This is a genomic window from Streptosporangium sp. G11 (assembly GCF_051192615.1).
In the GTDB taxonomy this organism is placed as follows: Bacteria; Actinomycetota; Actinomycetes; order Streptosporangiales; family Streptosporangiaceae; genus Streptosporangium.
Map to the genome: position 1 here is coordinate 313,523 of NZ_JBPJUQ010000003.1, position 20,438 is coordinate 333,960.

The window sequence follows — 20,438 nt, forward strand, 5'->3', positions numbered from 1 at the left end:
CGTCCGTTCGTCACGCCGAGGGCGAATCGGGGTGAAAGTATCAGGGAAGCGGACGCACCATATCGGCGAACCCTTTATGTTGTGCAGAAAATGATCACAACAGAAGAGAACGTCATGACCGACACCTCCGGCATCAATCCCAACGTGCCGCACCAGGCCAGGGTGTGGGACTACCTGGGCGGCGGCAAGAACAACTACGAGGCCGACAGGATCGCCGCCGAGTACATCCTCCAGAGCTATCCGCAGATGGAGAGCGTCGTGCGGCAGGCGCGCGCGTTCCAGGGTCGTGCCGTCCGCTTCCTCGTGAAGGAGGCCGGAATCCGGCAGTTCCTCGATGTCGGCACCGGCCTGCCCACCCTCGACCACACCCACGACGTCGCGCAGCGGGCGGACCCGACGTGCCGGATCGTCTACGTCGACAACGACCCGCTGGTGCTCACGCACGCCCAGGCGCTGCTCTCCAGCAGTCCCGAGGGGAGGTGCGCCTACATCGAGGCCGACGCCCGCGATCCGGAGGCGATCCTGCGGGCCGCGGCGGGCACCCTGGACTTCACCCGGCCGATCGCGTTGATGCTGTTCGGGGTGATGGGCACCGTCTACGACGACGACGAGGCGCGGGCCCTCGTCCGCCGGTTCATGGACGCGCTGCCCTCGGGGAGCCACCTGGTGTTCGAGGACGGCACGAACGTGGTGGTCCCGGACGCGGCCAAGGAGGTGGAGCAGCTCGTTGAGGAGGGCCGCGCCTACGACTACCGGCTGCGGACCCCCGAGCAGATCGCCCTGTTCTTCGAGGGCCTGGAGGTGCTGGAACCCGGCGTGGTGTCGGTGTCGCGGTGGCGTCCCGAGGACAGCACATGGGGGGCGCCGGACGAGGTGGACGCGTTCGGCGGAGTCGGCCGCAAAGCCTGACCGGCGTCACACGCCCCGGGGCACCGGCCACGCGGTCGCGAAACCGGCTACGCGGTCGCGAAGAGCGAAACCGGCCACGCGCCCGGGGACACGAGGAGCGAAGACGGCCACGCGCCCGCGGTCGCGAGGAGCGAAGACGGCCACGCGGCCACGAGGAGCGAAACCGGCCACGCGCCCGCACCGTCATCCGGAACGAAGACGTCGCGCGGTCGCAGCCCGCGCCCGAGAGCATCACCTCGGCGGCGGCAACTCTCCCGAACCGCGGGCGACGAGCTCGACCGGCACGGTCACGTGCTGCCTCGGGCGCGCGGGATCCCGCATCCGGGAGAGCAGGAGCTCCACCGCCGCGCCGCCGAGGCGGCCGACGTCGTAGCGGACCACGGTGATCCCCGGGTTGAAGACCCCCGCCATCTCGAAGTCGTCGAAGCCGACGAAGGCCGGGCGAGGACCCGGATGGTCGCGCAGGGCCTGGACGAGGCCGATCGCGGCGCGGTTGTTGGTCGCGAAGAACGCGGTCGGCGGATCGGGCAGCGCGAGCAGCCGCCGCACCTCCTGCTCGACCCGCCAGGGTTCGAACACGCCAATCACGCACAGCGTCGGGTCCACGGCGACCCCGGCCGCGCGCAGCGCCGCGCGGTGCCCCTCGGCACGGGCGTGCACCGAGCTCAACGGGTCGTTGTCCGAGACCAGGGCGATCCGCCGGTGGCCGTACGCGAGCAGGTGCTCGGTGGCGATCCGGCCGCCCGAGCCGGCGTCGAGGAGCACGGCGTCCACCTCCGGCATCCCCTCGGGCACGCGGTCGACGAAGACCGCGGTGAGCCCGCTCGCGACGTACTCCGCCAGCCAGGTGTGGTCACCGGCGGTCGGGACGATGACCATGGCGTCCACGCCCCGCCCGTACATCGTCTCGACGATCATGACCTCGCGGTCGGCCCGCTCCTCGTAGCTCCCGAACATCACCAGGGCCGAGTGCGCCGAGGCGGCCGATTCCACGGCCTTGGCGAGCCGCGAGTAGAACTCGTTGGAGATGTTCTCGATCACCAGGCCCAGGGTGAGGACCGAGCCGCCCCTGGCCAGCCGGCTGGCGGCCTCGTTACGCCGGAATCCGAGCGTCGTGATCGCGTCCTGGACGCGTCGCACCACGTCCTGCCTTACGTGGGGCTCCTGGTTCACCACCCGGGAGACCGTCTTGAGGCTGACCCCCGCGTGGCGCGCGACGTCGGCCATCGTGGTCCTGCGAGGACTCATCCCCACCCTTTTCCCGGACTGGTCAAGCTGATTTTCCGAAACATGTTGTACCTTGCGCAGTCATGTACGAACACATCGACGACAACTGGATCTGCAGCCGGTACGGCGAGGACGAGCCCTGGATGCTGGGGGCGGTCAACCCGCCGGTCTTCGAGAGCTCCCTGTTCACCTTCCCCACGGCGCGGGCGCTGTCGGAGGGCCTGGCGGCCGAGGACGAGAACTACGTCTACTCGCGGGGCACCAACCCCACGGTGGACCTGCTCCAGCGCAAACTCGCCGCGCTCGAACGAGCGGAGCGGGCCAAGTGTTTCGGCTCCGGCATGGGCGCCATCGCCGCGACGATCTCCTCGCTGGTCTCCGCGGGCGACCACGTGATCGTGCTCGGAGCGGTCTACGGGCCGACCACCCAGTTTCTCCGCTATCTGGAGAAGTTCGGGGTGTCGCATACGACTGTGCACACCGATAATCCTGACGCCATTGACAGCGTTGTCAAGCCGAACAGCCGGGTGCTCTACCTGGAGTCGCCCTCGTACATGCGTTACGGGGTCATCGACATCCGCGCCTTCGCCGGGTGGGCGTGCGATCGGGGCCTGACCACCGTGATGGACAACACCTGGGCGACGCCGATCTTCCAGAAGCCCCTGACGATGGGCGTCGACCTGGTCGTGCACTCGCTGTCCAAGTACATCGGCGGCCACAGCGACCTCGTCGGCGGCGTCGTGGCGGGCCCCGCGAGCCTGGTCAGGCCGCTGGCGCTGACCGAGTACCAGCTGTACGGCGCCGCGCTGTCGGCCCACGAGGCCAGCAAGGCGATCAAGGGGCTGCGCACCCTGCCGATCCGCATGGCGGCACACCAGGAACGCGGGCTGCGGGTGGCGGAGTTCCTGGTCAAGCATCCGGCGGTCCGGGCGGTCAACCATCCCGGCCTGCCGGGTCACCCGGGGCACGAGCTCGCGAGCACCCAGATGACGGGCTTCTCCAGCGTCTTCAGCGTCGAGCTGGACACCGAGGACGTCGCCGAGGTGGGCCGGTTCGTGGACGCGCTGCGGCACTTCCGCGTCGGGGTGTCGTGGGGTGGTTACGAGAGCCTGGTCAACGCGCCGGCGCTCACCACGCTGGACTCCGTGCGCGCGACCATGGAGATCCCGGTGGGACTGGTCCGTCTCTCGGTGGGCCTGGAGGACGCCGCCACGCTGATCGCCGATCTCGCGAACGCCCTGGAGAAGTCTTGACGGACCACTGACGGCTCCGTAGCATCCCCGTCATCCAGAGTTGTGACAGCGCTGTCAAAGGCACTGCCCTCCGTTGAGCCAACCCCTTGGGGAGACCATGAGAACACCCCACAGGTTCGCCGCCCTGATGGTCGGCGTGCTGACCATGACGCTGGCCGCCTGCGGTGCCGACGACCCCGCGGGCACAGTCAGGCTGCGAATGATCGAGAGCCTGACCAGCCCGGAACGCACCAAGCTCCTCAGGGGGCTGCTCGCCGACTTCGAGCGGCAGAACCCGGGGGTCAGGGTCGAGCTGATCTCACCGCCCCTGGAGAGCGCCGACCAGAAGATCACCCAGGTGCTGCAGACCAAAAAGGGAGTGGACGTCCTGGAGGTCCGCGACCACACCGCCAAGTCGTTCTCCAACAACGGCTGGCTGGCCGAGCTCCCGGTGCGGAGCTGGCCCGGCTGGGGCGACCTGACCGAGCTCGCCCAGAAGAAGGCCGTCGAGGTGGGCGGCAAGCCGTATCTCATCCCCTACGGCTTCTACGAGAAGGTGCTCTTCTACCGGTCGGACTGGCTGCGCGAGGCCGGCGTCGCGCAGCCGCCCACCACCTGGCAGGAGCTGCACGACACCGCCAAGCGGCTCACCGACAAGGGCAAGCGCCGCTACGGATACTCCTTCCGCGGCGGCAAGGGCGGCTTCGACTACGCCGTCCTGATCGTCAGCGCCTTCAACGGCGACAAGGTGAACCCGGAGAAGTCGTTCTTCCTGAAGGACGGCAAGACGATCTGGTCCACGCCGGAGGCCGCGCAGGCCATCGACCTGTTCGTCCGGCTGTTCAAGGAGGCGTCCCCCGCCGACTCGGTCTCGTGGAGCTTCCCGGAGATGGTGCAGGGCTTCACCTCCGGCGTCACCGGCATGCTCATCCAGGACCCCGAAGTGATCAAGACGCTCCAGGAGAGCGGCGTCCCCAAGGACGGGTGGAGCGCCGCCCCGATCCCGAAGGGACCGGGCGGGTACGCGCTGCAGCCCGTCGGGTACGCGGGCTGGGGCGTGACGTCCTTCAGCACGTACAAGAACGAGGCGACCAAGCTCGTCCAGTTCCTCGGTGAGGACGCGCAGAGCATGAAGTTCGCCAAGGGCAACTCGCTCATCCCGATCGCCAAGGCCGCCGAGCAGGACCCCGAGTTCTCCCAGGGGGCCTGGAAGGCGTACCTGGACGCCCAGCAGGACGAGAAGCAGGTGATCACGATCCGGCCGGTCGACTACCCGGGCTGGAGCGAGTGGCAGCAGGCCGCGGACAAGGACATCCAGTCCCTGCTGACCGGCGGCAAGACGGCCGCGGACGTCCTGGGCGCCTGGGACGCGTTCTGGACGGATCAGGCGAAGAAGAAGACCTCGTGACGGTGGTCGGGAAGACCGGTTCGCGTGGCCGGGTCACCGGCCACGCGGCCCGGCCCGTCTTCGACGCCAGGCGGGCCCGCTTCATCGCGCTCTGCCTGCTGCCCGGAGTCGTGTTCGTCGCGGTGTTCACGTACTACCCCATGATCCGGGGCGGCGTGCTCGCGTTCCAGCGCTACAACCTGTTCGACCTGACCGCCACGCCGTTCGTCGGGCTGGAGAACTTCCGGGCCGTCCTCGGCGACGAGCAGTTCTGGACCGCGCTGACCAACACCGGGGTCTGGGTGGCCGTGTCCCTGGTGTTCCAGCTCGTGCTCGGGTTCGGCCTCGCCCTGCTGCTGCGCAAACACTTCCGGGGGCGCGGGCTCTACCAGGCGTGGGTCTTCTTCCCCTGGGCCATGTCGGGTTTCCTCATCGGCCTGCTGTGGCGCTGGATGTTCAACGGCGAGTTCGGCGTCGTCAACGACCTGCTGATCAAAACCGGCCTGGCCGACGAGCCGATCCCCTTCCTCTCCTCACCCGGCTGGGCGATGGCCTCGATCATCATCGCCAACGTCTGGTACGGCGTGACGTTCTTCGCCATCATGATCATCGCGGCGCTCCAGTCGGTGCCCCGCGAGCTGTACGAGGCGGCGGACGTCGACGGCGCCTCCCGCTTCCGGCAGTTCCGCCACGTGACGCTGCCGTCCATCCGGACCACGCTGGTGCTCATCGTCCTGCTGCGGATCATCTGGATCCTCAACTTCCCCGACCTCATCTACTCGATGACCGGCGGCGGCCCCGCGGGGAGCACGCACATCGCCACGACCTACCTCATCGAGCAGGTACAGAACGGCGACTACGGCAAGGCCGGCGCGGTGGGCATCTTCGTCCTCGGGCTCCTGCTCTCGTTCAGCATCTTCTATCTCAACGCCACCCGATTCGAGAAGGCGAGGGACTGACCCGTGAACCACCCGGTTCCCCTGCCCGCCCGGATCGCCAAGGCCGTGGTCCTCGGCGTCTGGCTGCTGATCACCGTCTTCCCGCTCTACTGGATCCTGATCACCTCGCTGAAGCCCACCTCGGAGATCTTCGCGGTGCCGCTGCGCTATCTCCCCGGCAGCGCCACGCTCGACCACTACCGCGAGCTCTTCTCCTTCGCCTCGTTCGGGACGTATCTCGTCAACAGCCTGATCGTCTCGCTGGTCTCGGCGGCGGTGGTCACCGCGACCGGTGTGCTGGGCGGCTACGTGCTGGCACGCTTCCACTTCCCGGGGCGCGGGGCGCTCATGCTCGCCTACCTGGTCACCCAGATGATCCCGCTGTTCATCGCGCTGGGCCCGCTGTACCTGATGATGTCCGGGCTCGACCTGCTCAACCGGCTGAGCGGGCTGATGCTCGTCTACGTCGCGATGCTCGTCCCGTTCTCGACGATCATCATGCGCGGCTTCTACGAACGCGTCCCCGCCGCGCTAGAGGAGGCGGCCATGGTCGACGGCTGCTCGCGGCTGACGGCGATGGTGCGGGTGGTCGTGCCCGTCATGCTGCCCGGGATCGCCGCCACCTTCATCTTCGGCTTCGTACAGTGCTGGAACGAGCTCTTCCTGGCGATCGCCTTCATCGACAGTGAGGAGACCAAGACCATCCCGGTCGCGATGAACTCGTTCATCACGCAGTACGACATCGACTGGGGCCCGATGGCGGCCGCGACGGTGGTCTCGGTCATCCCGACGCTCGTGCTGTTCTCCTTCGCGCGCCGCTACATCGTGGAGGGTCTCACCTCGGGCGCGGTCAAGGGCTGACACCGCGGCGCTCCCGAGGTTGGAAACGGCGAAGCCCGGGAGCCTCGCCGATCCCGCCGTTCATCTCGGTGCCGACCGGGTTGGAGACGGCCGTACGGAGCCCGGAGGCTCCGCTCGCCCGGCACGTCACGCGTGCCGGGAGGGTGTGACCGTCAGGGCTTACGGCCCACTCCGACGTAGCCGATCGGGGCGTTCCGCCGGCCGAACAGGGGCAGGTCGGCGGGGCGCCAGTCCTGGGGGAACACCAGGCCGGGCTCGGCCAGCTCGTAGCCGTCGAAGAAGCGGGCGATCTCTGCGTGCGTGCGCAGGCTCAGCGACTCGGTGGCCCGCTTGTAGATCTCCAGCGCCTCCGGCGTGCTGTCGGGGCGGGCGTCGATCGCGTGGCTGAGAACGAGGTGGCTGCCCGGCGCGCTCGCCTCGCGCAGCCGCTCGATGATCTGGTAGGCGCCCGCGCCGTCGGGGTTCTCGTCCGGGACGAAGTGCAGGATGGCGAGCAGCAGGAACGCCACGGGCTGGTCGAAGTCGACGTGTTCGCGCAGCTCGGTCAGCAGCTTCTCCGGGGCCCGCACGTCGGCCTGCACGACGGTGACATTGTCACCGTTGCCCAGGAGCGCCCGGCTGTGCGCGCACACGACGGCGTCGTAGTCCACGTAGACCACGCGGGTGTCGGGCGCGACCGAGTGCGCGATCTCGTGCGTGTTGCCCCGCGTGGGCAGCCCGGAGCCCAGGTCCACGATCTGCCGGACGCCCGACTCGACGACATGACGTACGGCGCGTGAGAGGAACGCCCGGTTCTCCTTCGCGGAGTCGCGGGTGTCGGGAAAGAGCTTCAGGATCTGCTCGGCCGCGGCCCGGTCGGCGGCGAAGTTGTCCTTGCCGTCCAGGTAGTAGTCGTACATCCGGGCGACGTTGGGCACGCTTGGGTCGACCCCGGCCGGCGAAGCCTGATCATCCACGGTTTCTCCAGACTCTCCAGCATTTGTCTGGGGTTGATCTTAGAGAGTTTTTCACGTTTTGGCAGCGAGAACAGGCGGTTGGTGCCTGTCTGACCGTCATCTGGCCAGGAGGTTCGAACTCGCCACCCCTCGCTCCGCCGATGATCGCAGGAACCCACGGCGGACTTCAAAGGGTCGACCGGCCCTTCTGGCAGCGAGTCACAACCGGTACGGGCGATTATCACAGCCGCCATTGATTCGGTGTTGGCCGGAACGTATGTTCCTCTCAACATCCGAGTATGCCTCATGTTTAGGGGACCCTCCTATGCATGCACGCCTCCGGCGAATGACCATGGCGGCCTCCGGGTTGTTGCTGGTCATAGCGCTGGCATCCCCCGTCGTGCCCGCATCCGCCGCCGCGTCCAAGGCCGAAACCACAGCCGAAACCACGGCCGCGGCCGTCCTTCCTCCCGACGACTACTGCCTCGGCGAGTGCGCGGACATCCTGCCTCCGGGGCAGAACGGCAACGCGACCCTGGCCGGGATCCTCGCCCACCAGACCCTGGGGACCAAGCCGAAGCACAGCGACGACCAGCTCGGCAGGTACGCGAACCTCCTGTCCGGCTACACCGGCCTGACCAACGACCAGATCGCCGACTTCTTCAACGACGCCTCGTTCGGCGTCCCCGCGGGACAGGTGGAGAGCACCACGAGTCCGCGGCCGGACGTGACGATCGTCCGCGACAGGGCGACCGGTGTCCCGCACATCACCGGGACGACCCGCGAGGGCACGATGTTCGGCGCCGGGTACGCGGGCGCGCAGGACCGCCTGTGGGTGATGGACCTGATGCGGCACGTGGGCCGCGGCGAGCTGACGCCGTTCGCCGGTGGCGCGCCGGGCAACCGGGCGCTGGAGCAGAGCGCGTGGCGCAACTCCCCCTACACCGAGGCGGACCTCCAGGCGCAGATCGCCAGGGTCAGGGACTCCGGCCCCCGGGGCGCGCAGCTCTACACCGACGTGCAGAACTACATCGCCGGTGTCAACGCCTACATCGACCGCTGCATGGCGGACCGCAACTGCCCCGGCGAGTACGTCCTGACCGGGCACCTCGACGCGATCACCAACGCGGGCGGGCCGGTGGACTTCACCATGACCGACCTGGTCGCGATCTCCGGTGTGATCGGCGGCCTGTTCGGCGGCGGCGGCGGGGCGGAGATGCAGTCCGCGCTCGTGCGGGTCGCGTCCCGCGCCAAGTACGGCACGGCGGTCGGTGACCAGGTCTGGTCGGCGTTCCGGGCGCAGAACGACCCGGAGACGACGCTCACCCTGCACAACGGCCAGAGCTTCCCGTTCGGCAACGCGCCCGCCGGAGCCACCGGGGTCGTCCTCCCCGACCCGTCGACGGCGCCCGTGGACATCACCGCGAACGAGAGCGGCTCCGCCGCCTCGGCCTCGGCGGAGAGGGGCGTGCTCGACGGGCTGCTCGTCGACAACTCCAAGCCCGGCATGTCCAACGCAGTGGTGGTGTCGGCGGCCAAGTCGGCGACCGGGAACCCGGTCGCGGTGTTCGGTCCGCAGACGGGCTACTTCGCCCCCCAGCTGCTCATGCTGCAGGAGCTCTCCGGACCCGGCGTCCGGGCGCGCGGCGCCGCCTTCGCCGGACTCAACCTCTACGTGCTGCTCGGCCGGGGCACCGACTACGCCTGGAGCGCGACCTCCAGCGGCCAGGACATCACCGACACGTACGCCCTCCAGCTCTGCGAGCCCGGCGGCGGCGCGGCCACCACCGCGTCCAACCACTACCTCTACCGGGGCGTCTGCACGGAGATGGAGACGCTGAGGAAGACCAACAGGTGGAAGCCCACCGTCGCCGACTCCACCGCCGTCGGCTCGTACGACCTCGTCATCCAGCGCACGAAGTACGGGCTGGTGAGCTGGCGCGGCACCGTCGGCGGGCAGCCCACCGCCTTCACCACGCTGCGGTCGACGTACCACCACGAGGTCGACTCGGCGATCGGCTTCCAGATGTTCAACGACCCGGCGACGATGGGTGACCCGGCCGCGTTCACGAACTCGGCCTCGACCATCGGCTTCGCGTTCAACTGGTTCTACGTCAACTCCAGGGACTCGGCGTACTTCATGTCGGGCAACACCCCGGTCAGGTCCGCGGTGTCCGACCCGAACCTGCCGATGACGGCCGACGCGGCCCACGAGTGGGCGGGCTTCGACCCGGTCGCCAACACCGCGACCTACACGGCTCCGGCCACCCACCCGCAGGCGGTCAACCAGGACTACTTCGTCAGCTGGAACAACAAGCAGGCCAAGGACTACGGCGCCGCGGACGGCAACTTCAGCTTCGGGCCGGTTCACCGGGCCGACCTGCTGGACGCCCCGATCAAGGCGGCCCTGTCGGGAGGCGGCAAGCTCGACCGGGCGGGCACCACGAAGATCGTGGCCGATGCCGCCGTGACCGACCTGCGCGGCAAGAAGGTCCTGCCGGACCTGCTCCGGGTGATCAACAGTGCCGCCGTGACCGACCCGGCCCTCGCCTCCGCGGTCTCCAAGCTGTCGGCCTGGACGTCGGCGGGATCCAGGAGGCTGGAGACCTCGCCGGGCAGCAAGGCATACGCCCACGCCGAGGCGATCCGCGCGTTCGACGCGTGGTGGCCCAAGCTCGTCCGCGCGCAGTTCAAGCCGGGGCTGGGTGACGGCCTCTACCAGTCGGTGGTCAACGCCATCCAGATCAACGAGTCACCCTCCGGCCACCAGCAGGGCGACCTGTCCACCCTGCCCACCTCCGCGAACGAGGCCCAGGCGCACAAGGGGTCGGCGTTCCAGTACGGCTGGTGGGGCTACGTGAGCAAGGACGTCAGGAGCGTGCTCGGCGACCCGGTCTCCGGGCCGCTGCCCGCCAAATACTGCGGAAACGGCACGGTGGCGGGCTGCCGTACCGTCCTGCTGGAAAGCCTGGCGGCGGCGCTCGCCGAGCCCGCGGCCACGACCTACCCGGCGGACGACGTGTGCTCGGCGGGCGACCAGTGGTGCTCCGACGCGGTCGAGCAGTCGCCGCTCGGCGGGATCACGCACTCGCTGATCTCCTGGCAGAACCGGCCCACCTACCAGCAGGTCGTGTCGTTCCCCGCCCGCCGGGGTGACGCGATCGCCAACCTGGCCATTGGGAAGACCGCCAGGGCGTCGAGCACCCAGCTCTTCTACCCGGCGAGCAGGGCCGTCGACGGCGACCCGACCACCCGATGGTCGAGCTCGTCCAGCGACAACCAGTATCTCCAGGTCGACCTCGGGGCGCCCACGACCGTGGCCAGGGCCCTGCTGCGCTGGGAGGCGGCCTACGGGGCCGCGTACTCGATCCAGACCTCGACCGACGGCTCCACCTGGACCACCGTCCACTCCACCACCACCGGAAACGGAGGTGTGGACAACGTGAGGTTCAGCCCGACCAGTGCCCGTTACGTCCGCATGCAGGGAGTCACGCGAGGGACGTCCCACGGCTACTCCCTCTACGAGCTGGAGGTCTATCCCCGGTGACGAACACCCTGACGTAGAGGGTGGGGGACGGCGGTGACCATCACCGCCGTCTCCCGCCATCGAGCCGGAACGCCGTCGGCTCCGAACGCCGCCGGGCCGGAACGTCGTTGAGCCCGAACACCGTCAGGCCCGAACGCCGCCGGCTCCGAACAGCGTCAGGCCCGAACAGCGTCAGGCCCGAACAGCGTCAGGCCCGAACAGCGTCAAGCCGGAAGCCGGGCCCCGCGCACGGGAAGGCGCCCGCCTCTCACGCCATGGCCAGCGGGTTGGCGACCGTCACGTACCCCGCGGAGCGGTCCGCCGAGCGCGCCCACCGGACCGACAGGTTGGCCTTGGCCGGCAGCGGCGCCCCCGACAGCAGATCCGACAGCGGCCGGGGCCACCCGCGTGACGCCGCGTACTCCGTCAGGACCTCCCCGGCCACCGCCCACAGCTCCCGCGTGGACCCGGTCCCCGCGAGGGAGGCGGCGATCTCGGCGAGGTGGTTGACCATCAGGCAGTAGACCACCCGGTTCCAGCCGGAGGCCGCGTCGTAGGTGAGCGCCTCGGCGACCCGGCCGGGCAGCCCGGACAGGTCGTGCCGCCCGGCGACGAGCTTCGTGCCCTCCATGTCGCGGAAGACGGCCTCCACGGGCATCCCCTCCGCGTCCACGCCGACCAGGACGTTCTGCAGGTGGGGTTCCAGCACCACGCCGTGGTTGACGTAGGCGTCGAGCACCGGCGGCGCCACGCGCTCCACGTACGCCCGCCACCAGCGCACCGGATCGGCCACCGGCCGGCCGCCCACGGCCGGCGCGCCGCCCGGTACCGGATCGGCCATGTCCGGTACGTCATCCGGCGCCGCGCGGGGCACCTGCCGCCCGGCGGCCAGCGCGCCGCTCAGCAGGGGGGTCACCCCCGGCCTGCAGACCGACCACGGGCTCACCCGGACGATCACGCCGAGCCCCTCCAGCAGCCGGGTGCCGAGCTCGGCGGAGCGGTAGCCCGGCTCGGGCAGCCAGCGGGTGCCCGGGAAGGCGGCCTCCAGGTCGAGGAACACCGGTTCGAGACGACGGCTCAGCTCGACCGCGCCCGCCAGCTCGTACCAGGAGTTCTTCCGCAGGCAGTTGGTGATCCGCACGTCCAGGCTGAACTTCAGGCACCGGTCGACCAGCGGCTCGTAGACCGTGCGGACCGACGACGTGGGAATCGCCATCCGGGCGCTGTCGCCCAGGTCGATCAGGCGGCCGTCGGCCAGCGGCGCGGCCAGGTCCGCCGCGAGCAGCTCCAGCTGCCACGGGTGCGCGGGCAGCAGCGAGTAACCGGGCGGCGCCTGGCCGAGCTCGTCGAGCGAGCCGGTGTCGCCCGCCTCGGCCAGCACGTCGTCCCTGACCCCGAGCAGCCGCAGCGGGAAGCTCGCGTGCGCCTCGGGCGCGTAGCGCAGCCAGCCCTCGCCGCCGCGCGCCTTCGGGCTGGGATGGAACGGGTGCCCGAAGACCAGCGCCTGCTCCGAGGCCAGCCACGGGTCGGCGGGCGGCGGCACCTCCTGCCTGGCCGCGATCAGCGCCGCCATGACGTCCCTGCTCGCGGTCACCTGGGCGGCGAACTCGTCGTTGTCCGCGCCGAGCTCGGTCTCCACCAGCCGGACGAGCAGGTCCGCCGAGAGCGGCTGCCAGGAGTCGTTCTCCAGCCACTCGGGCCGCCCCTCGAAGCGCAGCGCGATCCCGCCGTGCGCACGGACCCGCAGGAGGGTGCCCGCGACGCGCAGCAGCACGTACGGATCCTCGTGGCGGACCTGTCCCCGAGGTCCCGAGATCTCGCGCACGCAGCAGCGCAGCAGCGCCGACAGTGAGGCCTCCTCGGCGACGGCGGCGGGGGAGTCGAGGGCGAGGCTGGTCATGTCGTCCTTTGCGTGATCTGGGGAGGCTGGCGGAGATAGTTCGGCCCGCTCGTGCCGTAGAACTTGTTCACATCCCGCGCACCGGTGCGCGCCTTGTCCACCAGGGTTCCCGCGGTGATCATCGACTTGCCGACGAGCCGGGCGGCGTCGAGGGTCCTGGCCCGCAGCAGCCGGGCCATCGGGTCCTCCCCGTACTCGTCGAGCGCTTCGGTGAGCGTGTCGCGGACCAGCTCGAAGGCCCTCGGCGGCGGCAGCGCGCCGAACGCCACGGCGGCGGCGGCCAGGTGCAGGGTGATGGTCACGAACACGTCGGCGAGCGCGTGCGGGTCGTCGGTGAACATCCGCGCGTCGGTGAGGTCCGGCACCGCGAGCCCGGCGTTCCTCAGCCTGTCGGGCGAGGTCAGCAGGCCGTCGTTGTCCTTGACGAGCAGCCGTACGACCCCCTCGCCCGTGGCGCCGGCGTCGAACACCAGCGAGAGGTTCTGCTGGTGGGCCTCCAGCGCCGTGCCGTATCTGACGAAGAGCCGCACGTGGAAGCGGAACAGCACCCGCAGGTACCGGCCGAGCAGCCCGGCGACGTCCCCGCCGGACCACCGCCCGGCGAGCTCCTCCACGACCAGCCCGCCCCCGGGCAGCGGCGCCGTCAGCGCGGCGACCGGGACGATCTCCCCCGCGGGGTGACGGCGCAGGAGCCAGCCCAGGTATTCGTGCCCGGCGTGCCCGTACGTCTGCTCGTCGGCCAGAAGCACCTCCGGGTCGGGCATGGCCCGCAGGAGCAGCTCGGCCCGCGCCCCGTCGGCCAGCGTGTCCGGTTTGAGCGACCTCCGGTTGCGCAACCCGAGGGTGCTGGTGGTCAGCGGCAGCTTCAGGTGCGTGCCCGGGGCGATCTCGACCGTGCGCATCGACAGCGTGGGCCTGACCTCCAGGTACGCCGACGGGGCCACGATCGCCCACGGGATCTCCTCGACCGCGGGGACCGTCAGGGGGTGTACGGGGAACAGCACGTGGGTCTCCGCGAGCTCCCCGGCCAGGCCGACGGCGGCGAATCCGGGCGCCTCCGGCATCTCCGCCCCGATGAGCCGCTCCCGCGGCACCGCGGCCCATCGCAGCTCGAAGGCGGGCGCGAACTCCGGAGCGTACGCGGTCAGATCCTCGTCGGACAGGCCGATCCGGCACCGGGCCGTCGGGTAGACGGGGTGGTCGACGAACGCGGCCAGCGTCTCGTACCACATGTCACCACGCCCGCCCCCGCTGCCCGTCGCACCCTCACCGCCCGCCGCACGCGCGGCCCCGTTCCCGGTCGCGCGGCCGGTGTCGTTTCCCGTCGTGCGCGTGAGTCCGGGGCGCGAGGCGGCGACGGTCGCGTTCAGCCTGGCGAGCACCTCCTCGCGGTGGACGTCGTGAAGGTCGAGGGCGCGCAGCGCCTCGCGGCACTCCGTGACGAACGACTCGACCCCGGCGGCGTCGGCGGGGGTGGAGATCTCCCGCAGGGCGCGCAGGACCTCTTCCAGCCTGAGCGCCTCCTCCGGGGCCGCCACGAAGTCCTGGAACAGCGAGCCGGGGGCCAGCCGCACCCGCCTGCCGCCCGGCAGGACCAGCGCGACGCCGTCCTTGCTGCGGGTCACCCGCCCGGCCAGGCCGCCGTAGTCCTCGCGCAGGAGCGCGTTCAGCACCCGGGTGGCGAGGTATCGTTCCCGCCCGCCCACGGGGCCTTTGCCGGTCACGCGATCGGTCGCCGGTCCCCGGCCCGCGCGCTCGCCCGCCGATCCCGGCCTCACGCGTTCGCGGGGTTCCCGGCTCATGCGATCACCCACGGATTCTCCGCGGTGAAGGCCGCGACGGCCGCGTCCACCCGTGCCCGGTCGGGCCCGATCGCGCGGACGATGCCCATGTAGTCGCGGTTGGTGTTGCTCAGGTCGATTCGGTCGCCCACGGCGAGCAGCGGCCGATGCCAGATCCGGACCGGATCGCCGGGCGCGGGAACGACCGTGCCGGGAGCCTTCACCACCGTCCCCGGACGGTCGGCGACCAGGCTCAGCGCGGTCGCGTGCCCCTCGGCCCGGCCGGGGAGTTTCGATTCCGCCCCGAGATGCACCCTGAGAACGAGCTCGAACAGGGGCGCGTCCAGCATGCTGGCCAGCAGGAAGTCGCAGTGGTCACCGATCACCCGGTAGTTGACCTCGACGATCCGCGGCCCGGCCGGGGTCATCACGTACTCGGTGTGGCAGGCACCGAACCCCACCCGCAGCGCCTCCAGCGCCCGCAGCACGTGCTCGCGGCCCGGCGGCGGCTCCCAGTCGAGCCGTTCCTCCACGAAGTGCGGCAGCGGCCCGAGGGTGGTGCGGAAACCGCCGAGCACCCTGACCCGTTCACCGTCACCGAGCGTCTCCATCGTGTGCAGAGGCCCGTCGAGATACTCCTCCACGACCAGGGCCTCTCCCGGCCGCCTGTCCCGGATGGCCGCGACGGCCGTTACGAGCTCGCCCGCGTCGTGGACCAGCACGACGTCTTCGCTGGCCACGCCCTCGCGCGGTTTCACGACCGCGGGGAACGGCATGTCCGCGGGCGGTGGGTCGGCCGGTGCCAGCCGCGTGGAACGGACGGTCTCGACTCCGGCGGCGGCCAGCCGCCGCCGGGTGAGCGCCTTGTTCTTGGTGTCGACACAGGCCCGCCAGTCCTTGCCCGGGAGGCCGAAGTACGCGGCGGCGAGCGCGGTCTCCGCCTGGATGTGGTCGGAGTTCGAGAAGATCGCGTCCGGGACGCGGTGGTGCGCGACGGTGTCGATCACCGCCCGCGCGTCGCGCACGTCGCAGCCGAGCACCTCCACCCCGGAGTCGCGGTACCGCTCGGGACGGTCGGTGAGAATCGTGACCTCGCAGCCGAGCGCGCGTGCCGCCGGGAGGAAGCCGTCGGTGACCGAGTCGGTCGGTTTCAGCGCGGTGAGGTACAGCCGCAATGCAGGGACCCCCGATATCAGGCAAGGCTAACCTAACTCGGTGATCCTAGCCTGAGGCCGATCATCACGCGGAGGCGATCGGCCTATTGACAGTACATGTCCGTGTCGTCCGATGATGAGAGTCTTCTCATCTCCGTGCCAGCCTGATCTCCCATGACGGCGCCTAGCGTGGAGGCCATGAGCCGTAGGACGTCAACCGTCTCCATAGTGGTCGGGATACTCGTCACCGCGGTCGCGATGGTCGCGGTCAGGGTCCTGGTCCCACACAACCCGGGCGACCTCGGGGACGCCGTCGTGGTCGACCGGAACCGCGCGAACGAGACCACCGAGACGCGTGGCGCCTCACCGGGCGCCGCGGAGCCGGGCCCCTCCGCGGACCCCACGGCACCGGACGATCCCGGGACGCGGGACGATCGGCCGTCCACGGGTTCCGTGACATCCGGCGAGCCCGGGGCGTCCCGCGTGACCGGCAGGGAGCGGGCGGAGCCCGTGAAGCCCCCGCCGCCACCGCGGGGCGGGGACGACGACGATGACGACGGCGGCGGCGATGACGGCGACGACTGAGGTGACGGTGACCGGGGCGGTGGCCGAGAACATGGCGACCGAGATGATGGCGGTGACCGGGATGACGGCGGCGGCGACCAAAGCGACCAAAGCGGCCGAGGCGGCCAAGGTGACCGAGACGACCAAGGTGACCGAGGCGGCCGAGACGACCGAGGCGACGGCCGGCCGGTGAGTGCCCGAGCGGTAAGCGCCCGAGCCCGCATCGTGGGCTGGATGATCGTGGTCGTCGGCCTCGCCCTCAGCGTCTCGGTCTTCGCCACCTGGACGATCCTGCTGGCCACGCTCGACGACCGGGTGAGCGCCGAGCTGGCCAACGAGATGGAGAAGCTCCGCAGGTACGCGAAGAGCGCGGACGCCTCCCCGGAGGCGCTGCTGAAGGAGTACCTGGCGGTCAACGCGCCCGACCGCCACGAGACCTTCTTCGTGATCGTGGACGGGAAGGTCCGATGGCGTACGTACGCCGAGCCCCCGGCCGTGCTGGACACCGACCGGGCGCTGGTGGCGCGGCTGGCCGCCGCGACCGAGCCCGAGGGAGGTGACTGGCCCACCAGCGCGGCCGGGGAGGTCCGCTGGGCGGTCATGCCCGTGGTCGCCGACGGCGAGGTCGAGGGCGCCTTCGTGGCCATCGTCTTCTACGACCTCGAACGCCGCGAGGTCGTCGAGGTGGTGCGCGTGCTGGGCCTCACCGCGCTGGCGGCGCTGGTCCTGGCCGGGGCCGCCGGGTGGTTCGTCGCGGGAAGGGTCCTCGCCCCCGTGCGGCTGGTCCGCCAGACCGCGGAGCGGATCGGCGGTTCCGGCGACCTCAGCCGGCGCCTCACCGTCCACGGCGACGACGACGTCTCCGCGCTGGCCGCGACCTTCAACCACATGCTCGACCGGCTGGAACGCGCCTTCGCCGTGCAGCGCGACTTCCTCGACGACGCCGGGCACGAGCTGCGCACCCCGATCACGGTCGTCCGCGGCCACCTCGAACTCATGGGCGACGACCCGGAAGACCGGGCCGCGACCCTGGCCCTGGTCACCGACGAGCTGGGGCGGATGAACCGGATCGTCGACGACCTGCTCGTACTCGCCAGGTCGGAGCAGCCGGGCTTCGTCACCCCCGGTGAGGTCGAGCTCGCCGACCTCACCGTCGAGGTCGTGACCAAGGCCCGTGCCCTGGGAGAGCGCCGCTGGCGGGTGGACGAGGTGGCCGAGGAACAGGTCACGGCCGACAGGCAGCGCCTCACCCAGGCGCTGATGCAGCTCGTGGCCAACGCCGTCCGGCACACCGTCCCCGGCGACCTGATCGCGGTCGGCTCCGCCGTACGGGGAGACCGGGTGGAGCTGTGGGTGCGCGACACCGGTCCCGGCGTGCCGGAACAGGACCGCGAACGAATCTTCGACAGGTTCGTCCGGGGCGCGAACCGCACCGGGTCGCACGACGGCGCGGGACTCGGCCTCGCCATCGTCCGCTCCATCGCCGAGGCACACCGGGGCACCGCGCGGGTCCGCGCGGCGGACGGGGGCGGGGCGCTCTTCCTGATCTCCTTCCCGTACGAGGAGATCCCCCCGACGTCCCCGTACGAGACCTGATGTCCCCGTACGGCAAGAGCCTTCCTTCCGCGCCCGCCCGGCATGGAAGGCACGACCGTGACAGTCCCCGAGGGAGGAGCCGAGGATGAACCGCATCCTGATAGCCGAGGACGAGGGCCGGATCGCGTCCTTCCTGGAGAAGGGCCTGCGAGGCAACGGGTTCACGACCACCGTCGTCGCGGACGGGGTCGCGGCGTACGAGTATGCCCGTGCCGGTCGCTTCGACCTGATGATCCTGGACATCGGGCTTCCGCTGAGCGACGGTTTCACGGTCCTGCGGCGGCTCCGGCAGGAGATGACGACCATTCCCGTGATCATCCTCACCGCCCGCGACAGCGTCGCCGACACCGTCGCGGGTCTTGAGGGCGGCGCCGACGACTACCTCGCCAAGCCCTTCTCCTTCGAGGAACTGCTGGCCAGGGTACGGCTCCGCCTGCGCCCGGAACGTGTCCCCGAGACGACCGTCCTGCGCGTCGGCGACCTCGCCCTGGACCTGCGGACCCGGCGGGCTCACGTGGGCGGGCGCTCCGTCGACCTGTCCACCAGGGAGTTCGCCCTCGCGGAGATCTTCTGCCGCCACCCCGACCAGGTTCTCACCCGCCAGCAGCTGCTCAGCCACGTGTGGGGGTTCGACTTCGACCCCGGTTCGAACGTGGTGGACGTCTACGTCCGCTACCTGCGCCGCAAGCTGGGAAACCAGCGGATCGAGACCGTCAGGGGTTCCGGCTACCGCCTGCGAGTCGGGTGAGAGTCCTCTCATCCCGCGCTCATCGTGGGTCCACCGGCCACCGGAAATCTGGAGTCATCCGCACAGAAGGTGCGGAACGACCTTCAGGAGGGCCAGATGAGCCTGGTACTACGGCGGACCCTGCTCGCCATCGCGATCACCCTCGGACTCGGGACCACCGGCGTCCTCGCCGGCATCCCGGCGGCCCAGGCGTCCGTGCTCCCGGCTCCGTCCACGGCGGTGGTCAACGTCACGGACGATGACGATGACGATGAGGACGACGATGACGGAGGCGGTGATGACGACCGCGATGACCGTGATGACCGTGACGACAAGGACGACAGGCGAGCCGGACCCGCCGACGACCGGGACGACGACCTTCCCCGGGGCGGCGTGGAAACCGGCCAGGGCAGTACGTCGCGCGATGACGACGACGATGACGACCGCGCTCCGGCCGGTGGTGTGGACACCGGTCAGGGTGGCGCGTCCCGCGATGACGACGATGACGACGACCGCGTTCCGGCCGGTGGTACGGACGCCGGTCAGGGGGGAACCTCCCGCGATGACGACGACGATGACGATGACCGGGCGCCCGCGGGGGGTGTGGACACCGGTCAGGGTGGTGCGTCCCGTGATGACGACGACGATGACGACCGCGCTCCGGCCGGTGGTGTGGAGACCGGGTTCGGCGGGACGGCTGAGAAGGAGGACATGCCGCTCTGGGTGCCGGTGGGACTGGCCGGTGCCGGGCTGCTGGCCGGTGGCGGCTTCTGGTTCAGCCGCCGATTCACCTCGGGGAGCTGACCGTGCGGACCCCCGGTGCCCTCGTGGCCGCTCTCTCCACTCTCTCCGCCCTCGTGGCCATGACCGCGTGCTCCACCGAGGTCGCCGCGCACAGCACCTCGACCTCCACGACCTCCGGGGTTTCCGAAACCTCCACGGCTTCCACGGCCGCCCAGGCCGTACGGCCTCCGGCCAGGGGTGAGGTCGCCAACCCCGTGCGGCTCCGCGTCCCGGCGATCGGGGTCTCCACCACGGTGATCGCGTTGAGGCTGGACGCGAGGAACAAGCTGGTCGCTCCGGCTCGTTTCGACCGGGTGGGCTGGAACAAGGCCGGTCCCGAGCCCGGCGAGGCCGGTGCGGCGGTCATCGCCGGGCACGTGGACTCCAGGACGGGGCCCGCCGTCTTCCACAAACTCGGGAAACTCCGCCCGGGACACCGCGTCCACGTCGACAGGGCCGACGGAAGCACGGTGACGTTCACCGTCCGGCGCCTGGCGCGCTTCCCGAAGAGCCGGATCCCCGACGGGCAGGTGTACGGCTCCTCCAAGGGGGCCGAGCTGAGGCTCATCACCTGTGGCGGGACCTTCGACCGCAAGCGGCGCAGCTACCGCGACAACGTGATCGTGTTCGCGAGCTGACGGCGCGGCGCCATAGGGCACAGCGAGGGGGACGCGTGACGAGAGGCCTGGTTACCGGGAGAGAAGTCCTGGTAACCGGGCCTCTGTTCGTATTTCTGGCCATGCCGTAAGAACGAGGAAGGACCGAGTGGAACCCAAGAGGGCCTGGGACCGGAAGAACCGGACGAGGGGGAGAAGGGAGAGGGAGGAGGGAAAAGCCGGTGATGTGCCGGGACTCGCGGTCCCCCTCCCGTAGGCGGGCGGAGAGGGGCTCCGTCCGGCGGCATAGTATGTGCACTCG

17 protein-coding genes are annotated in these 20,438 nt (G+C 70.5%); 12 read left to right on the plus strand and 5 right to left on the minus strand.

From position 1 onward, the window contains the following. Positions 1 to 90 precede the first annotated feature (90 nt). Positions 91 to 909 carry an SAM-dependent methyltransferase gene (locus ACSDR0_RS05125; protein WP_435287553.1) on the plus strand — a complete coding sequence of 273 codons (819 nt, stop codon included), beginning with the start codon at positions 91 to 93 and terminating at the stop codon, positions 907 to 909. 231 nt (positions 910 to 1,140) lie between these two features. Here ACSDR0_RS05125 and ACSDR0_RS05130 read toward each other — a convergent pair whose 3' ends face one another. Beyond that, positions 1,141 to 2,157: a LacI family DNA-binding transcriptional regulator gene (locus ACSDR0_RS05130; protein WP_435287554.1), complete on the minus strand. Its 1,017-nt coding sequence runs from the start codon at positions 2,155 to 2,157 to the stop codon at positions 1,141 to 1,143. A gap of 62 nt (positions 2,158 to 2,219) precedes the next feature. Here ACSDR0_RS05130 and ACSDR0_RS05135 point away from each other — a divergent pair, with 62 nt between their 5' ends. From ACSDR0_RS05135 to ACSDR0_RS05150, 4 genes are all read left to right on the plus strand, one after another. Beyond that, complete coding sequence (locus ACSDR0_RS05135; protein WP_435287555.1) at positions 2,220 to 3,389, plus strand: trans-sulfuration enzyme family protein; 1,170 nt, start codon at positions 2,220 to 2,222, stop codon at positions 3,387 to 3,389. 97 nt (positions 3,390 to 3,486) lie between these two features. Beyond that, entirely contained in the window at positions 3,487 to 4,776 is a 1,290-nt protein-coding gene (locus tag ACSDR0_RS05140) for an ABC transporter substrate-binding protein (protein ID WP_435287556.1), read from the plus strand. Then, positions 4,773 to 5,714, plus strand: coding sequence for a carbohydrate ABC transporter permease (locus ACSDR0_RS05145; protein ID WP_435287557.1), 942 nt, complete (start codon positions 4,773 to 4,775; stop codon positions 5,712 to 5,714). The genes ACSDR0_RS05140 and ACSDR0_RS05145 overlap by 4 nt, the downstream gene beginning before the upstream one ends. Before the next feature lie 3 nt (positions 5,715 to 5,717). Then, a complete protein-coding gene (locus ACSDR0_RS05150; protein ID WP_435287558.1) occupies positions 5,718 to 6,554 on the plus strand; it encodes a carbohydrate ABC transporter permease in 837 nt (278 codons plus the stop codon). Positions 6,555 to 6,706: 152 nt separating this feature from the next. Here the strand turns inward: ACSDR0_RS05150 and ACSDR0_RS05155 are convergent, their stop codons facing one another. Beyond that, positions 6,707 to 7,510 carry an SAM-dependent methyltransferase gene (locus ACSDR0_RS05155; RefSeq protein ID WP_435287559.1) on the minus strand — a complete coding sequence of 268 codons (804 nt, stop codon included), beginning with the start codon at positions 7,508 to 7,510 and terminating at the stop codon, positions 6,707 to 6,709. 304 nt (positions 7,511 to 7,814) lie between these two features. Here ACSDR0_RS05155 and ACSDR0_RS05160 point away from each other — a divergent pair, with 304 nt between their 5' ends. After that, complete coding sequence (locus ACSDR0_RS05160) at positions 7,815 to 11,036, plus strand: penicillin acylase family protein (RefSeq protein WP_435287560.1); 3,222 nt, start codon at positions 7,815 to 7,817, stop codon at positions 11,034 to 11,036. Between the two features lie 247 nt (positions 11,037 to 11,283). Here the strand turns inward: ACSDR0_RS05160 and ACSDR0_RS05165 are convergent, their stop codons facing one another. The 3 genes from ACSDR0_RS05165 to ACSDR0_RS05175 are packed head-to-tail and all read right to left on the minus strand — an operon-like array spanning position 11,284 to position 15,871. After that, positions 11,284 to 12,915: an IucA/IucC family protein gene (locus ACSDR0_RS05165; RefSeq protein WP_435287561.1), complete on the minus strand. Its 1,632-nt coding sequence runs from the start codon at positions 12,913 to 12,915 to the stop codon at positions 11,284 to 11,286. Next, positions 12,912 to 14,717, minus strand: a complete 1,806-nt coding sequence (locus tag ACSDR0_RS05170) for an IucA/IucC family protein (RefSeq protein WP_435287562.1) — start codon at positions 14,715 to 14,717, stop codon at positions 12,912 to 12,914. The genes ACSDR0_RS05165 and ACSDR0_RS05170 overlap by 4 nt, the downstream gene beginning before the upstream one ends. Next, positions 14,714 to 15,871, minus strand: a complete 1,158-nt coding sequence (locus ACSDR0_RS05175; protein ID WP_435287563.1) for an ATP-grasp domain-containing protein — start codon at positions 15,869 to 15,871, stop codon at positions 14,714 to 14,716. The genes ACSDR0_RS05170 and ACSDR0_RS05175 overlap by 4 nt, the downstream gene beginning before the upstream one ends. Before the next feature lie 177 nt (positions 15,872 to 16,048). Between ACSDR0_RS05175 and ACSDR0_RS05180 the strand changes: the two genes are divergently transcribed. The 6 genes from ACSDR0_RS05180 to ACSDR0_RS05205 all read left to right on the plus strand — a co-directional run bounded on the left by ACSDR0_RS05180 (position 16,049) and on the right by ACSDR0_RS05205 (position 20,158). Then, a complete protein-coding gene (locus tag ACSDR0_RS05180; RefSeq protein WP_435287564.1) occupies positions 16,049 to 16,435 on the plus strand; it encodes a hypothetical protein in 387 nt (128 codons plus the stop codon). After that, entirely contained in the window at positions 16,419 to 16,607 is a 189-nt protein-coding gene (locus tag ACSDR0_RS05185) for a hypothetical protein (RefSeq protein WP_435287565.1), read from the plus strand. Before ACSDR0_RS05180 ends, ACSDR0_RS05185 begins: the two co-directional genes overlap by 17 nt. Before the next feature lie 41 nt (positions 16,608 to 16,648). Further along, complete coding sequence (locus tag ACSDR0_RS05190; protein WP_435287566.1) at positions 16,649 to 18,010, plus strand: ATP-binding protein; 1,362 nt, start codon at positions 16,649 to 16,651, stop codon at positions 18,008 to 18,010. Between the two features lie 85 nt (positions 18,011 to 18,095). Next, positions 18,096 to 18,758: a response regulator transcription factor gene (locus tag ACSDR0_RS05195; RefSeq protein ID WP_435287567.1), complete on the plus strand. Its 663-nt coding sequence runs from the start codon at positions 18,096 to 18,098 to the stop codon at positions 18,756 to 18,758. Positions 18,759 to 18,854: 96 nt separating this feature from the next. After that, the gene (locus ACSDR0_RS05200; RefSeq protein WP_435287568.1) at positions 18,855 to 19,541 is read left to right on the plus strand and encodes a hypothetical protein; all 687 of its coding nucleotides are present in this window, start codon (positions 18,855 to 18,857) and stop codon (positions 19,539 to 19,541) included. A 2-nt stretch (positions 19,542 to 19,543) separates the two neighbouring features. Continuing rightward, positions 19,544 to 20,158, plus strand: a complete 615-nt coding sequence (locus ACSDR0_RS05205; protein ID WP_435287569.1) for a class F sortase — start codon at positions 19,544 to 19,546, stop codon at positions 20,156 to 20,158. Positions 20,159 to 20,438 lie beyond the last annotated feature (280 nt).